This is a genomic window from Bradyrhizobium sp. USDA 3240, from assembly GCF_054063295.1.
The window spans coordinates 2,113,189-2,129,314 of sequence record NZ_JBSSGD010000002.1 but is presented as its reverse complement, the minus strand read 5'-3'; the positions used below and the strand labels follow the sequence as shown (position 1 = coordinate 2,129,314).

General features: G+C 64.0%; 11 protein-coding genes. 5 read left to right on the top strand and 6 right to left on the bottom strand.

Translation table 11 applies throughout. The annotated features are described in order from the left end of the window. Positions 1–8 precede the first annotated feature (8 nt). Together ACVIGA_RS10895 and ACVIGA_RS10890 are read right to left on the bottom strand one after the other, a co-directional pair. Positions 9–458, bottom strand: coding sequence for a DsrE family protein (locus ACVIGA_RS10895; protein WP_456666375.1), 450 nt, complete (start codon positions 456–458; stop codon positions 9–11). Positions 459–499: 41 nt separating this feature from the next. Continuing rightward, positions 500–1,117: a hypothetical protein gene (locus ACVIGA_RS10890; protein WP_456666374.1), complete on the bottom strand. Its 618-nt coding sequence runs from the start codon at positions 1,115–1,117 to the stop codon at positions 500–502. A 498-nt stretch (positions 1,118–1,615) separates the two neighbouring features. Here ACVIGA_RS10890 and ACVIGA_RS10885 point away from each other — a divergent pair, with 498 nt between their 5' ends. The 4 genes from ACVIGA_RS10885 to ACVIGA_RS10870 all read left to right on the top strand — a co-directional run bounded on the left by ACVIGA_RS10885 (position 1,616) and on the right by ACVIGA_RS10870 (position 7,938). Continuing rightward, positions 1,616–3,559 carry a PrkA family serine protein kinase gene (locus tag ACVIGA_RS10885; RefSeq protein ID WP_092116153.1) on the top strand — a complete coding sequence of 648 codons (1,944 nt, stop codon included), beginning with the start codon at positions 1,616–1,618 and terminating at the stop codon, positions 3,557–3,559. Positions 3,560–3,670: 111 nt separating this feature from the next. Further along, the gene (locus ACVIGA_RS10880; RefSeq protein ID WP_223977052.1) at positions 3,671–4,939 is read left to right on the top strand and encodes a YeaH/YhbH family protein; all 1,269 of its coding nucleotides are present in this window, start codon (positions 3,671–3,673) and stop codon (positions 4,937–4,939) included. Between the two features lie 4 nt (positions 4,940–4,943). Next, positions 4,944–6,488: a SpoVR family protein gene (locus ACVIGA_RS10875; protein ID WP_375776289.1), complete on the top strand. Its 1,545-nt coding sequence runs from the start codon at positions 4,944–4,946 to the stop codon at positions 6,486–6,488. A gap of 253 nt (positions 6,489–6,741) precedes the next feature. Continuing rightward, a complete protein-coding gene (locus ACVIGA_RS10870; protein ID WP_456666373.1) occupies positions 6,742–7,938 on the top strand; it encodes an ABC transporter substrate-binding protein in 1,197 nt (398 codons plus the stop codon). Between the two features lie 63 nt (positions 7,939–8,001). On the opposite strand, the gene ACVIGA_RS10865 is transcribed toward ACVIGA_RS10870, so the two are convergent. The 4 genes from ACVIGA_RS10865 to ACVIGA_RS10850 form a co-directional block, all read right to left on the bottom strand. Then, positions 8,002–9,057 (bottom strand): 2-oxoacid:ferredoxin oxidoreductase subunit beta, encoded by a 1,056-nt coding sequence (locus tag ACVIGA_RS10865; protein ID WP_456666372.1) that lies wholly within the window; start codon positions 9,055–9,057, stop codon positions 8,002–8,004. Further along, a complete protein-coding gene (locus tag ACVIGA_RS10860) occupies positions 9,054–10,901 on the bottom strand; it encodes a 2-oxoacid:acceptor oxidoreductase subunit alpha (protein WP_375776286.1) in 1,848 nt (615 codons plus the stop codon). Before ACVIGA_RS10860 ends, ACVIGA_RS10865 begins: the two co-directional genes overlap by 4 nt. After that, on the bottom strand, positions 10,871–12,670 hold the full coding sequence (locus tag ACVIGA_RS10855; RefSeq protein ID WP_456666371.1) for an FAD-dependent oxidoreductase: 1,800 nt from the start codon (positions 12,668–12,670) through the stop codon (positions 10,871–10,873). Before ACVIGA_RS10855 ends, ACVIGA_RS10860 begins: the two co-directional genes overlap by 31 nt. A gap of 281 nt (positions 12,671–12,951) precedes the next feature. After that, positions 12,952–13,623 (bottom strand): hypothetical protein, encoded by a 672-nt coding sequence (locus tag ACVIGA_RS10850; RefSeq protein ID WP_456666370.1) that lies wholly within the window; start codon positions 13,621–13,623, stop codon positions 12,952–12,954. 195 nt (positions 13,624–13,818) lie between these two features. Between ACVIGA_RS10850 and ACVIGA_RS10845 the strand changes: the two genes are divergently transcribed. After that, the gene (locus ACVIGA_RS10845) at positions 13,819–16,104 is read left to right on the top strand and encodes a caspase family protein (RefSeq protein ID WP_456666369.1); all 2,286 of its coding nucleotides are present in this window, start codon (positions 13,819–13,821) and stop codon (positions 16,102–16,104) included. Positions 16,105–16,126 lie beyond the last annotated feature (22 nt).

Sequence of the window (16,126 nt, the reverse complement as noted above, 5' to 3'; positions counted from 1 at the left end):
ACCGCGCGTCAGGGCCGCAGGTAGAGGTAGCCCTGGGATTGCAGCTCGGCGAGGTGGACCACGCCGCCGCGTTCGGCGGCGACGAAGCCCGGGAGCAGGTCCTTCAGGCCGATGTTCTGCGATTTCATGGTGTTGGCGCAGGCGGCGAGTTCAATCCCGTCCTTCGTGAGCTGCCTGACATGTTTCGACAGGTCGGGATTGGCGGCTGCCGTATGAAACGCCCTCAACGCCTGGCCGTGCACCACGAGCGCGATCGTCACATTGCCGGGGCCGCCGACGCCGTCGAGATGGTTCTGGATGTTGCCGATCACGAAATTGACCTTGCCGAGGTCGTCGAGGTGATAGACCACCGTCAGCTTTCCCGGTGGTGGGGTCTCGGTAGCGGCGTTCGCCCGCGATGCTGCGAAGGCCGCGCCGATCGCCGAGAGCGTGCCCCACAGGATGCTGCGTCGGTGCATGGCGTCCCTCGCGCAATGATTGTTGATCGGCGCAAAACCTATCACTTGTGGCGGAGCGCAGCGAGTTCCTTGCGGTCGGTCACAAGTTCGGCGCATCCGCTCAAGGCCGCCCGATCGACGCGAAAGATCTTGTCGTCGGCGCCGGCGAGCAGCGCTTCGGCCGCGTCATCGTCGGGCTTGTTGCGATTCCACATCCTGATGCTGCTGAGGCGCGCGATCGCGGATTTGTCGTCCTTCGACAACGCCACGCTGATACCGCCGCCCTCGCAATCCACGCTGCATTCGAAGCGTATCTCGGGTCCGGATTCGGTCGCGATCGCATGGTTGCAGTAGCCGCTGGAGTCGAAATTGCCGGGACGATGGCGGTAGGAGACGCCGAGCCGGAACGAGTAGTTGGTGGTCTTGTCCTCCGGCGCATCTTCCGCGGCGACGAGCAGCTTCATCGCGTTGACCTTCTGCTTCGGATGCTGCGCCAGATGATTTGCATCGTATCGCCGCACGAAGCAGGCATAGGCTTTCGCGCCGGGCGGGCCTGCGAACATCCTGTTGTTGAAGGCGGCCGCCTTGGCCTTGTCGATGCCTTCCTGCGCCTGAACAGTTAACGCCGCGCTGGCGCAGGCTGCGGCGGCAAGTGCGACAACAAGGAACGTCTGCTTCATGACCGCCCCGGGAATAGCCCGCGCCTTCAAGGTGTCATCTTTACAGCGCGGCAATGGTGCCGCGTGGAACTGCGCGGGCTCGTTGCCTTAGTCGCGGCGACAAGGAGGCACGTTCAACCTTGCCTGACAGTTTGTTCATGCGAGTCTGTGACGTGCACATCTTGACGCCAAGGCAGGACAGTCACACCTTTTCAGGGAAGCCAACGTTCATCGCCGGACGGGGAAGTTGCCCCGGTCGGATGTCCGCTTCGGAAGCCTGGGCCCCGGTAAACCACGGATGTGGCGAGGGGGTTACAGACACCAAAAACAAGGGGATATTGATGAACCATTAAGCTTCCTGCCTGTTGATAAGGCAGAGGCTGCACGCGCCGTGCATTGCCGAAATGAGTCGGTCGAGTGTCCAATGAGCCCAGCGTGCCGACGCTGATTCGATCCTAGGATGCTCTGGTTGCGACTCGTGTCAGTCGTGCGGCGATACATATCGTGGAGAGAGGGATCATGTACAACGATTCTTTGTTCAACGCCTTCGCAAGGTCGTTTGAAGCGCGAAGCCAGACCGACATGTCGATGGCCGAGTATCTGGAGTCGTGTCGAAGCGATCCGATGCGATATGCCAATGCGGCCGAGCGGTTATTAGCGGCAATCGGTGAGCCCCAGATGATCGACACGGCCAAGGACCCACGCCTTGGCCGTATCTTTTTGAACCGTACGATCAGGTCGTATCCGGCCTTCGCCGGCTTCTTCGGCATGGAGGACACGATCGAGCGCCTGGTCGGCTTCTTCCGCCATGCCGCACAGGGCCTCGAAGAGCGCAAGCAGATCCTCTATCTGCTCGGACCGGTCGGCGGCGGCAAGTCATCGCTCGCCGAGCGCATCAAGGCGCTGATGGAAATTCATCCGATCTACGTGTTGAAGGCGGGCGACGAGCTGTCGCCGGTGTTCGAGAGCCCGCTCGGGCTGTTCGACCCCGAGCAACTCGGGCCGATGATCGAGGAGAAGTACGGCATTCCGCGCCGCCGGCTGAGCGGGCTGATGTCGCCGTGGGCCTACAAGCGGCTCGAGGCGTTCGGCGGCGACATCTCGCAATTCCGCGTCGCGCGCATCCAGCCCTCGCGGCTGCGCCAGATCGCGGTCGCCAAGACCGAGCCCGGTGACGAGAACAACCAGGACATCTCCTCGCTGGTCGGCAAGGTCGACATCCGCAAGCTCGAGACCTACGCCCAGAACGACCCCGACGCCTACAGCTATTCCGGCGGCCTCAACCGCGCCAACCAGGGCGTGCTCGAGTTCGTCGAAATGTTCAAGGCGCCGATCAAGATGCTGCACCCCCTGCTGACGGCGACGCAGGAGGGCAACTACATCGGCACCGAGAACATCGGTGCGATCCCGTTCACCGGCATCATCCTCGCGCACTCCAACGAAGCCGAGTGGCAGAGCTTCAAGACCAACAAGAACAACGAAGCTTTCATCGATCGTATCTGCGTCATCAAGGTCCCGTACTGCCTGCGGGTTACCGAGGAGCAGAAGATCTACGAGAAGCTGATCCAGACCTCCGAGCTTGCCGCCGCGCCGTGCGCGCCTGCAACGCTGGAAACGCTGGCCCGCTTCTCGGTGATGTCGCGGCTGCGCAAGCACGAGAACTCGACGCTGTTCGGCAAGATGCGGGTCTATGACGGCGAAAGCCTCAAGGAATCCGATCCGAAGGCGCGCAGCGTGCAGGAATACAAGGACGCCGCCGGCGTCGACGAGGGCATGGACGGCGTCTCCACCCGCTTTGCCTTCAAGGTGCTGGCCTCGACCTTCAATCACGACACCACCGAGGTCGGCGCCGACGCGGTGCATCTGATGTATGTGCTGGAGATGGCGATCCGCCGCGAGCAGCTGCCTGACGAGACCGAGAAGCGCTATCTCGAATTCATCAAGGCCGACCTCGCGCCGCGCTATGCCGAGTTCATCGGCAACGAGATCCAGAAGGCCTATCTGGAATCCTACTCCGACTACGGCCAGAACCTGTTCGACCGCTATGTCGACTACGCCGATGCCTGGATCGAGGATCAGGATTTCAAGGATCCCGACACCGGCCAGCTGATGAACCGTGAGCTACTGAACCAGGAGCTCACAAAGATCGAGAAGCCGGCCGGCATCGCCAACCCGAAGGATTTCCGCAACGAGGTCGTCAAGTTCTCGCTGCGTTCGCGGGCGCACAACAACGGCAAGAACCCGAGCTGGACCTCCTACGAAAAGGTTCGCGACGTGATCGAAAAGCGGATATTCTCGCAGGTCGAGGATCTGCTTCCGGTCATCTCGTTCGGCTCCAAGAAGGACGGCGAGACCGAGAAGAAGCACGGCGAGTTCGTCGAGCGGATGGTGGAGCGCGGTTATACTGAGCGCCAGGTCCGACGGCTCGTCGAGTGGTACATGCGGGTGAAGCAGGCCGGCTAGTGCACGATCCGGAAAGCCGGCAGCGGCTTTCCGTCTCGTCTCGTTCCGTCTAATAAAAATGCGATGCGACTGTCATGATCGCATCCGGCGTGAGGCAGATGCAACGTGGTCATGCATATCGTCGATCGGCGGTTGAATCCGGGTAGCAAGAGCCTGGAGAATCGCCAGCGCTTCCTGCGGCGCGCCAAGGCGCTGGTGCAGGGAGCCGTCAAGAAGTCGTCACAGGACCGGGACATCAAGGATGTCCTGGAGGGCGGCGAGGTGACCATCCCGCTGGACGGCATGGATGAGCCGCGGTTCCGGCGCGAGGGCGGCACACGTGACATGGTGCTGCCCGGCAACAAGAAATTCGTCGAGGGCGACTGGCTGCAGCGCCCGAACCAGAGCGGCGCCAAGGGCTCCGGCGCTGGCGAGGGCGACAGCGAGGACGCCTTCCGCTTCGTGCTCAGCCGCGAGGAGTTCGTCGACCTCTTCCTCGACGACCTCGAACTGCCTGATCTTGCCAAACGCAAGCTCGCAGAAACCGAGAGCGAGGGCATCCGGCGCGCGGGCTATGCGACATCGGGCTCGCCCGCCAACATTTCCATCAGCCGCACGGTAAGCCGGGCGCTGGCGCGACGCGTGGCGCTGCGCCGGCCGCGCAAGGACGAGGTCGAGGCGCTCGAGGCCGAGCTTGCGGAATGCGACGACGAGACGCGGCGTCGCGAACTGCTGGCGCAGCTCGAAGCGCTGAAGGCCAAGGTCAAGCGGATCCCGTTCATCGATCCGATCGACATCCGCTATCGCCGCTTCGAGACGGTGCCGAAGCCGGTGGCGCAGGCCGTGATGTTCTGCCTGATGGACGTCTCGGGTTCGATGTCCGAGCACATGAAGGACCTGGCGAAGCGGTTCTACATGTTGCTCTACGTCTTCCTGAAGCGGCGCTACAAGCACGTCGAGATCGTGTTCATCCGGCACACCGACCGCGCCGAGGAGGTGGACGAGGATACGTTCTTCCATGGACCGGCGTCCGGCGGCACGCTGGTGTCGAGCGCGCTGGTTGCGATGCACGACATCGTTCGAACCCGCTTCCGTCCCGCCGACTGGAACATCTACGCCGCGCAGGCTTCGGACGGCGACAACATGACCTCCGACAGTGGGGTGACCGGGCATCTCCTGACCGACAAGATCCTGCCGGTCTGCCAGTTCTTCGCCTATCTCGAGGTCGGTGAGGCCGCCAACTACACCTTCGACATGCCGGACTCCTCGCTCTGGACGCTCTATGAGCGGCTGCGCAACGAGGGCCAGCCGCTGTCGATGCGCAAGGTGAGCGAGCGCGGCGAGATCTTCCCGGTGTTCCAGGACCTGTTCAAGCGGCGCACCAGTCAGGAAAGGGTATAGTTTAATGGGGTCTTCCGGCGAACTGCTGTTCGATGGTGCCGACTGGGATTTCCCGACGCTGCAGCGAATTCACGACGCCTGCGAGGAGGTCGCGCGCAAGGAACTCGGGCTCGACGTCTATCCCAACCAGATCGAGGTGATCACCGCCGAGCAGATGCTCGACGCCTATTCGTCGGTCGGCATGCCGCTGTTCTACAAGCACTGGTCGTTCGGCAAGCAGTTCGCCTTCCAGGAAGCGTCCTATCGCAAGGGCCTGATGGGCCTCGCCTATGAGATCGTGATCAATTCCTCGCCGTGTATCTCCTATTTGATGGAGGAGAACACGGCGACGATGCAGACGCTGGTGATCGCGCACGCGGCGTTCGGGCACAATCATTTCTTCAAGAACAACTATCTGTTCAAGCAGTGGACCGACGCCGAAGGCATCCTCGATTATCTCGAATTCGCCAAGGGCTACATCGCGGTCTGCGAGGATCGTCATGGCCGCGAGACGGTGGAGCGGACGCTCGATGCCGCCCATGCGCTGATGTCGCATGGCGTCGACCGCTATCCCGGAAAGAAGACGCTCGACCTGCGTGCCGAGGAGAAGCGCGCCGGCGAGCGCCGGCAGCACGAGGAAGCCGTGTTCAACGATCTGTGGCGGACGGTGCCGAACACCAAGGCCAAGAGCAAGGCGACGCTCACTGCCGAGCGGCGCCGCGCGCTGCTCGGCCTGCCGCAGGAGAACATCCTCTACTTCCTCGAGAAGACCGCGCCGCGGCTGCAAGGCTGGCAGCGCGAGCTCATTCGCATCGTGCGTCACATCGCGCAGTACTTCTACCCGCAGGGCCAGACCAAGGTGATGAACGAGGGCACCGCGACCTACGTCCATTACCGCATCATGAGCCGGCTGCATCAGCAGGGCCGGATCACCGACGGCAATTTCCTCGAATTCCTGCAGTCGCACACCAATGTGGTGTTTCAGCCCGAGTTCGACGATCGCCGCTATTCCGGCTTCAATCCATACGCGCTCGGCTTTGCCATGATGCAGGACATCGAGCGGATCGTGAAGACTCCGGAGGATGAGGACCGCGCCTGGTTCCCCGATATCGCCGGCAAGGGCGACGTCGAGGGCGTGCTGCGCGAGATCTGGAGCAACTACCGCGACGAGAGCTTCATCAACCAGTTCCTCAGCCCGGCGCTGATCCGGCGCTTCCGCATGTTCCATCTGCACGACGACCCCGCCGAAAGCCAGGGCATCAAGGTCGATGCGATCCATGACGAGCGTGGCTACCGCCGGGTGCGCCGCGAGCTGGCGCGGCAATACGATGTCGGCTTCGTCGATGCCAATATCGAGGTCGTGGATGTCGATCTCGACGGCGACCGCCGCCTGATGCTGCGTCACACCACCGTGAAGGGCGCGCAGCTCAACGAGACCGACACGCGGCGCGTGCTGCAGCATCTCGCCGATCTGTGGTCCTACGACGTGGCACTCACCGAACTCGACGGCACCGACAAGGTGCTGAAGGAATACGTCGTCAGCCCGCGCGCGGCTGCGGTCGCTGCCTGAGGATAACGTTCTCGCTGACATGAGCGCGGCGTACACCGCCGCGCGGAAGGCGAGTCTTGCATGATGAACCTTCGTGTCCATCGAAGGCCCGCATCGCGAACATCCCGGCAACATTCCGGATTTTGAATCGCATCATGTTCCACGCGCGAACGTGATTGCCGGCATGCGGAAATCTCATTGCAGTCCTCTTGGTGATTGCCTGCGCGGGAGCGATTGATAAGGTGCGCCGCGTCAAGAAAACCAAGAAAAGGATATGCCCTTGTCAACTCGCTCCCGCCTGGCGGGCTTTCTCGCCTTCACCGCGTTCACGGCCTTGTCGATCTCGTCGTCCGTTGCAGCCGATCCCGCGATCAGAATCGGAAACACCGCACCCTATAGCGGCCCGGCGTCCGCCTACGGCACGATCGCACGCGCCGAAGCCGCGTACTTCCAGATGCTCAACGACCAGGGCGGCATCAGCGGCCGCAAGATCGATTTCGAAAGTCTCGACGACGCCTATTCGCCGTCGAAGACCGTCGAGCAGACCCGCAAGCTGGTCGAGCAGGACGAGGTGCTCGCGATCTTCAGCGCGGTCGGCACGGCGCCCAACATCTCGGTGCAGAAATATCTGAACATCAAGCACGTGCCTCAGCTGTTCGTGTCGTCAGGCGCGACGCGCTGGAACGATCCGAAGCAGTTCCCTTGGACGGTCGGCTTCAATCCGACCTACGAGCTCGAAGGCCGGCTCTATGCAAAGTACATCCTGAAGACCAAGCCGGACGCGAAGATCGCCGTCATCACGCCGAACGAAGACGCCGGCAAGGACTATCTCAGGGGCTTCAAGGACGGGCTCGGCGAGCATGTCGGCCAGATCGTTGCGGAGACTACCTACCTGACGACCGATCCGACCATCGATTCCCAGATGGTGACGATGCGCGAGTCCGGTGCCGACGTGTTCTTCGCCGAAGCGACGCCGAAATTCGCGGCGCAAGCGCTGCGCAAGGCGGCGAGCATGGGCTGGAAGCCGCTCACCATCCTGCCGACCGTCTCCAACTCCGTTTCTGCGGTGCTCGAGCCGGCCGGGCTCGAGAACGTCATCGGTGTCGTGACCGGGCTCTATCTGAAGGACCCGACTGACCCGCGCTGGGCCGACGATCCGGCGCAGCAGGAGTTCTCGGCCTGGATGAAGAAGTATCAGCCGAATGCGAGCCCGGGCGACCTCTTCAACGTGCAGGGCTACACCGTCGCGCAGGTCATGACGGCGGTGCTGAAGAACTGCAACGGCGATTACAGCCGCGACAACATCATCAAGCAGGCGACCAATCTGAAGGCGCTCGAACTGCCGATGCTGCTGCCGGGCATCAAGGTGCAGACCGAGCCCGACAATGTGACGCCGATCCGCCAGATCCAGATGGCTCGGTTCGACGGCAAGTCCTGGGCGCTGTTCGGCGACGTCCTGAGCGACAAGTAGCTCCAAACAGAAATCGGGCCTCTTGGCAGTGCCAGGAGGCCCGATTCGAAACCGAATTGACCGTCAGCGCAGGCTGGCGTTGATCTTGTCCAGCACGGCCGAGCCGGGGCAGAGCGCCTGCTCGTCCATCGTGTTGAGCGGCGTCTCGACGGTGTCGAGATAGGTGTGCAGATCCTCGGCATCCGGATCGACGTAAAGCAGTCCGGTGACGATCTGGCCCTTGGCCGCATGCTTCTGCAGGAAGGTCTGTGCTCCGAGCCGATCGTGCGGATCGTAGTCGGCGTCGAGCTTGCGCAACGCGAGCCGCGAGCCGTCATGCTGCTCGACCACCTGCACGGTGCCGGGCGCATAGTCGACGCTGATCGGCTCACGACCGACCAGCACGTCGAGACGGTTCACCGCGTCATTGTGCTCGCGCACATAGTCGAAGCTCTTGGTCGAGCCGGCGTGGTTGTTGAAGGCGATGCAGGGGCTGATCACGTCGATGAAGGAGGCGCCCTTGTGGCGGATCGCAGCGGCAATCAAGGGAACCAATTGCGTCTTGTCGCCGGAGAAGCTGCGCGCGACGAAGGTGGCCCCGAGTTGCAGCGCGATCGCGACCAGGTCGATTGCGTTGTCGGTGTTGGTGACGCCCTTCTTGGACTTCGAGCCGCGGTCGGCGGTCGCCGAGAACTGGCCCTTGGTCAGACCGTACACGCCGTTGTTCTCGACGATGTAGGTCATGTTGACGGCGCGCCGGATCGAATGCGCGAACTGGCCGAAGCCGATCGAGGCGGAATCGCCGTCGCCGGAGACGCCGAGATATATCAGGTCGCGGTTGGCGAGGTTGGCGCCGGTCAGCACCGACGGCATGCGGCCGTGCACCGAGTTGAAGCCGTGCGAATTGCCGAGGAAATAGTCCGGTGTCTTCGACGAGCAGCCGATGCCGGAAATCTTCGCGACGCGATGCGGCTCGATCGAGAGCTCGTAGCAGGCTTCGATGATCGAGGCGGTGATCGAATCGTGGCCGCAGCCGGCGCACAGGGTCGAGATCTTGCCCTCGTAGTCGCGATGGGTATAGCCCAGCTCGTTCTTCTTCAGGCCGGGATGATGAAACTTCGGCTTTGCAATGTAGGTCATGTCACGGCCTTGCGGAGAGGGGTCACCTTGAGATGATCCTGGTGGTCGCCGATCGCGTTGGCGATGAAGCGCGCGGTGATCGGCGTGCCGTCATAGTGCAGGATCGGCACCAGCCGCACCGGGTCGATGCCGTTCTCGTTGACGATCAGCTGACGGAGCTGCGCGTCGCGGTTCTGCTCGACCACATAGACGAAGTCGTGATCGGCGATGAAGCTCGCGACGCTGGAGTGGAACGGGAAGGCGCGGATGCGCATGCGGTCGAGTTGATGGCCGCGCGCCTCCAGGATTCCGATCGCCTCGTCCATCGCGGGCGAGGTCGAGCCGAAATACAGCACGCCAACCTTGGTCGGCTTCGCCGCATTGGCCTGCAGCGGCCGCGGCACCATGTCCTGCGCGGTCTCGAACTTGCGCACCAGGCGCTGCATGTTGTCGGCGTAAACCGCGCCTTCCTCGGAATAGCGCGCGTAGCGGTCGCGCGAGGTGCCTCGGGTGAAGTAGGAACCCTTGGTCGGATGCGTTCCGGGATAGGTGCGATACGGGATGCCGTCGCCGTCGACGTCGAGATAGCGGCCGAAGTCGCGGCCTTCCTCGAGCATCTCCGCCGTCATCACCTTGCCGCGGTCGTATTGCTTGGCGTCGTCCCACTTCAGCGGGCGGCACAGCCGATGATTCATCCCGATGTCGAGATCGAGCATCAGGAAGATCGTGGTCTGCAGCCGCTCGGCGAGATCGAAGGCGGCGGCGGCGAATTCGAACGCCTCGGCCGGGTCTTCCGGGAACAGCAGCACGTGCTTGGTGTCGCCATGCGAGGCATAGGCGCAGGCGATCACGTCGCATTGCTGGGTGCGGGTCGGCATGCCGGTCGAGGGGCCGGCGCGCTGGATGTTCATGATCACGGCCGGGATCTCGGCGAAATAGGACAGGCCGATGAACTCGGTCATCAGCGAGATGCCCGGACCCGAGGTCGCGGTGAAGGCCCGCGCGCCGTTCCAGGACGCGCCGATCACGATGCCGATCGAGGCGAGCTCGTCCTCGCCCTGCACGATGGCGTATTTCGCCTTGCCGGTCTCGGGATCGTGACGGTACTTCTTGCAGTGGCTGGTGAAGGCTTCCGCCACCGACGATGACGGCGTGATCGGATACCAGGCGCACACGGTGGCGCCGCCATAGACCGCGCCGAGCGCGGCGGCGCTGTTGCCTTCCACGAAGATGCGATCGCCGACCTTGTCGGACTTCTTCACCCGCAGCCCGACCGGGCATTTCAGGTTCTGCAGCGCCCAGTCGCGGCCGAGATGCAGCGCATGGACGTTGGAGGAGAGCAGCTTCTCCTTGCCCTTGTACTGCTCGCCGATCAGCTGTTCGACGACCTTGGGATCGAGGTCGAGCAGGGCGCAGAGCGCGCCGAGATAGATGATGTTCTTGAACAGTTGGCGCTGTCTGGGATCGGTGTAAGTCGAGTTGGTGATCGCGGTCAGCGGCACGCCGATCACCGTGATGTCCTCGCGGAATTTCGACGTCGGCATCGGCTTGGTCGAATCGTAGAACAGATAGCCGCCGGGCTCGATCGAGGCGACGTCCTTGTCCCAGGTCTGCGGGTTCATCGCCACCATCATGTCGACGCCGCCGCGGGCGCCGAGATGGCCGTCTTCGGTGACGCGCACCTCATACCAGGTGGGCAGGCCCTGGATGTTGGAGGGGAAGATGTTGCGTGGTGAAACTGGCACGCCGTGACGCAGGATCGAGCGCGCGAACAGTTCGTTGGCGGAGGCCGAGCCCGAACCGTTGACGTTGGCAAAGCGGACGACGAAGTCGTTTACGCTGCTGATCGGGCTTTGGACTGACATGTTGATCCCGCTTGAACCATATCGATGAGGTACTTCTGCATGTCCCAGGCGCCGGTCGGGCAGCGCTCGGCACACAGTCCGCAATGCAGGCAGACGTCTTCGTCTTTCACCATGACGCGGCCGGTCTTCAGGTCGCCGGAGACGTAGAGCGCCTGGTCGTGATGCGGCGAGGGCGCCTTCAGACGTTGCCGCAAATCATCCTCTTCACCGTTCTCGGTGAAGCTGATGCAGTCCATCGGACAGATGTCGACGCAGGCGTCGCATTCGATGCAGAGCGGCGCGGCGAACACCGTCTGCACGTCGCAGTTCAGGCAGCGCTGCGCCTCACCGAGCGCGAGCTTGAGGTCGTAACCGAGCTCGACCTCGGCGCGGATGTCCTTCAGCGCGATCACCTTGTCGCGATGCGGCACCTTGAAGCGCTTGTCGGCGGAGATGTCGTTGTCATAGCTCCACTCGTGGATGCCCATCTTCTGCGAGGAGACGTGCACCTCGGGCAGCGGGCGCTCGGTGATGTCCTCGCCGGACAGCATCCGGTGGATCGACAGCGCGGCATCATGGCCGTGCGCCACCGCCCAGATGATGTTCTTCGGCCCGAACGCCGCATCGCCGCCGAAGAACACCTTCGGGTTGGTCGAGACGAACGTCTTGGGGTCGACCTTCGGCATGTGCCACTTGTCGAATTCGATGCCGCAATCGGCTTCGATCCAGGGGAACGCATTCTCCTGGCCGACCGCAACGAGCACATCGTCGCAGGACACAGTCTCGTCAGGCTCGCCCGAGGGCACCAGATTGCGCCGGCCCTTGGCGTCGTATTCCGCCTTCACCTTCTGGAAGGTGACGCCGATCAGCTTGCCGGCCACATGCTTGAACGCCACCGGCACCATGAAGTTGAGGATCGGGATGTCCTCGTGCAGCGCGTCTTCCTTCTCCCACGGTGACGCCTTCATTTCCTCGAAGCCGGACCGGACGATCACCTTGACGCTCTCGCCGCCGAGGCGGCGCGCGGTGCGGCAGCAATCCATCGCGGTGTTGCCGCCGCCGAGCACGATGACGCGGCGGCCGATCTTGTCGACATGGCCGAACGACACGTTGGACAGCCACTCGATGCCGATATGGATGTTGGCGGCGGCCTCCTTGCGGCCGGGAATGTCGAGCTCGCGGCCGCGCGGCGCGCCGCTTCCGACAAAGACCGCGTCATAGTTCTCGGATAGCAGCTGCTTCAGGCTGTCGACGCGCTGGCCGCCCTTGAACTCGACGCCGAGGTTGAGGATGTAGTCGGTCTCCTCGTCGATCACGTTGTCGGGCAGGCGGAATTTTGGAATCTGGCTGCGCATCATGCCGCCGGCCTTGGGATCGCCGTCGAACACGGTGCAGTGATAGCCGAGCGGCACAAGATCGCGCGCCACCGCAAGCGAGGCGGGGCCGCCGCCGACCAGCGCGATGCGCTTGCCGTTCTTCGGTCCCGGCTTCGGCAGACGGTCCTTGATGTCGTCCTTGAAGTCGGCGGCGACGCGCTTCAGGCGGCAGATCGCGACCGGAGTGTCCTCGACCCGCCCGCGGCGGCACGCTGGCTCGCAGGGACGGTCACAGGTGCGCCCAAGAATCCCGGGGAACACGTTGGACTGCCAATTGATCATGTAGGCGTCGCTATAACGCCCCTCAGCAATCAACCGGATGTACTCGGGAACGGGAGTGTGTGCGGGGCAAGCCCATTGGCAATCGACTACTTTATGAAAGTAATCCGGCGCCGAGATATCAGTCGGTTTCATTCCTACCTTTGACCCGCGCGAAAAATGCCTGCCCGCGCGGCCTTATCGTTGACGACAAACGCTCACGTGGCGTTGTTCTGGTTTTTGAATTGGATCATAGGCTTATCTTATTAGAGCCGTTCCAGAGAACGCAAAGGCTAAATTGTCCGATCATCAGCTTTCGCGCGGCTGATGCGCGTGTAGCGTTAATCTCGTTTGCGTTATGCGGCGGTGCAGCATGATCTGCACCGCATACCGCTCGTGTTTGAGCATGATCTCCGCGCAAGCGGTGCGCGTTTGCTTCAAACGCGCGGAAGATCGCTCTTCGCGACATCCCACAACAGCCGGTTGACGCCGCTGCTGACCACCAGCGGCTTCAAGGCTGCGTTGCCGGTGATGCTTGCTGCGGCCGCAGGCACCGCGCTGACGTCGGTGGCATCGATCAGGACGAACCAGTCACCGGCACCGGGATCGGCTTTCGCGGCGTCCGGCGTCAGCGGCTTCGACAGCACGGGGTCATTCTCGAGCAGATGCATCGAAATGATGCCGTCGCGCGCGGCTGGATCGAGTTGCTCCCGCAATGCAGCGCGGAGCTTTTCGGCCGCGTCGGCCTGCGGGCGCAAGCGTATGATGCCGAGCGCTGCGCCTCTGCCGACGCCGCGGCTGATGGTGATGCGCGCGACCCCGCGGATCATGTTCTGGAAGCGGGCGATGTTGGCCTTCGACCAGTCGGTCTGGTTGGCGAGCGCCTTGCGGTAGGCGGGGCTCTCGAGCACCTCGAAGGTCGCGGTCGAGTAGAGGCTGAGATATTTCGGCTTGCCGTCATGGGCGACGTAGCGGCGGGCCTCCAGGAAGCCGTCGATCGCGACTCGTTCTTCGAGATGCTCGCGATCGTACCAGCGGTTGAATTCAGCTTCGTGTAAGCTGTCGATATCCATCGAGGTCAGCAGCATGCCTTGTCCGGCGATTGGCATCGAGTGCTCCTTTTTTGCCTGTTTTATCTGCGCAATATCGCCTGATCGCGCGCGCCCGGGAAGCCGATTCCGGGGTGCCCGCGACCGTGCAGACCAAGGATTGCCACAATTGCCGCAATCCTGTTCAGCGCGCATTCACGGAAGTAGCCTTTCCATCCGTTACGCCAACTCTCGAGAAGAAAAGGGACGACCACTATGACGCGCATTCTGTGGGCATTGATCGTCGGTCTGGTGTCGCTCTCGTCGCTTCCCGTCCATGCGCAGGATCAGGAGAAACGCCTCGCGCTGGTGGTCGGCAACGGCGCCTATCAGGCCGGTGCGTTGCAGACCGCCGCAAACGATGCCGGCCTGATCGCGCAGACATTGCAGGCCGCCGGCTTCGACGTGGTCGGGGCGCGCGATCTCGATAGCGAGACGCTGCGCAAGTCGTTCCGCGATTTCATCCAGAAGGTGCAGGATGCAGGGCCCAATGCGGTGGCGTTCGTCTATCTCGCCGGCTACGGCGTGCAGCTCACCGGCGAGAACTACTTCGTGCCTGTTGACGCCAAGATCGCCCGCGACACCGACATCCCGGTCGAGGCGATCCGCCTCTCCGACTACAGCCATCAGCTCTCGGCATTGCCGATCAAGGCTGGCGTCATCGTGCTCGATGCGGCGCGCAGCAATCCCTTCGCCAAGGACGGCCAGCCGCTGGCCGGCGGCCTTGCGCTGGTCGATCCCGATCCGAAACTGCTGATTGCCTTCAATTCGGCGCCTGGCACCGTCGCCCCTGACGGTGCGCCGCCTTACGGACCCTACGCGCAGGCGCTGGCGGAGATGATTCGCGCCGGCGGCCTGACCTTGCCCGAGGTGTTCGACCGCGTTCGCCTGCGCGTCAACGAGATGACCAAGGGCGCCGAGATCCCGTGGAATGCCCAGAAGGTCGACGCGCCCTTCATGTTCTTCGAGCGCAAGCCGGACGCGCCGCCGCAGCAGGTCGATGCCGGACTGCGCACCAAGCCGATCCGCGATTTCCCGGCGCAGGACGCCTATGCCGCGGCGCTGGAGCGCGACACGCTGCAGGGCTACGAGGATTATCTGCAGGCCTATCCGACCGATCCGCTGGCCAAGCGCGTGCGCGCGATCGTGGCGGCGCGGCGCGAGGCCATCACCTGGCGGCGCACCTACAGCGCCGACACGCCTGATGCGTATTGGTCGTATCTGCACCGTTATCCGCGCGGGCCGCATTCATATGACGCCCGACGCCGGCTCGCCTATCTGTCGGCCGCGCTGGAGCCGCCGCCGCAGTTCGCGGCAATCGACTACGACGTGCCGCCGCCGCCGCCCGACGAGATCGTCTATGTCGACCGTCCGGTGCTGTACTACAGCGATCCGGTGTTCGCCTTCGCGCCACCGCCGCCGCCGCCGATCTTCTTCCTGCCGCCGCCGCCGCCGGACTTCGTCGTGCTGCCGCCGCCGTCACCGCCGATCGGCCTGTTCGTGCTGCCGACGCCGTTCTTCGTGGCGATACCGGCCTATGTCGCCGCACCGGCCTATGTCGTGCCGCCGCAGAACAACATCGTGTTCAACAACATCCACAACACGACAGTGATCAACACTGTGATCAACAATCCCAACCCGACGCCGGCGCAGCTCCATGCGGCCGGGGTGACGGCGGCGATGGGCGGCGCACCGGTCACGGCGGCACCGCAGCTGCCGGCCGCGGCGATGCAGCGCGCCAATCTGACGCCGGCCGGCGTCACGCCGGCACAAGGCGCGGCCATGGGAGCGCCCGGCGCTGCGCCGAATGCTCCTGCCGTGCCGAACGCGATGGGTGCGCCGGGTGCCCACACTCTGCCGGGCGCCAAGAATGGACCGCCGCTGCCGCAGTCGGCGACCGCGCCGGCCAATCCCGCGCAGCAGCAGGGCGCCGCGCAGCCGGGCACCGTGCAACCTGGCGCAGCGCAGCCGGGTGCAAAGCCGAACGCGGTGACACCAGGCAAGCCGGCAACAGCCATGGCGCCTGCCAACGCGCAGCCTGCTCCACCGACCAAGCCCGGCGCTGCCCCCACGACAAACGCGCCGGCCTCGCCCGCGACCGCCGGCAAGCCGGGCGCGCAACCGCTCTCGCATGCCGCGACCGCGCCGACCACGAACGTGAAGCCCGCGGCGGCGCCGTCGCCGGCGAACCGCACGCTGCCGGCACGGCAGACGCCGGCTGCGCGTTCGGCGCCCGCGCATGCCGCGGTGTCGCCGGCACCGGTCTCCCGGCCCGCGCCGGCGCGGGTTGCAGCTCCACCCCGCGCGGCTCCCCCGCCACCCCGCGCCGCAGCCGTTGCGCCGCATCCGGCACCGGTCCCGCGTGCCGCGCCGCCGCCACCACGGCCGGCTGTGCAGGCGCAACGCGCAGCACCGCCGCCGCCTCGGCCGGCACCGCCGCCAAGGCCCGCAGCAGCAGCACGGGCAGCGCCGGCATGCCCTCCCGGCAAATGCAAACACTGAGGGCATGACACCATGAGCCGGG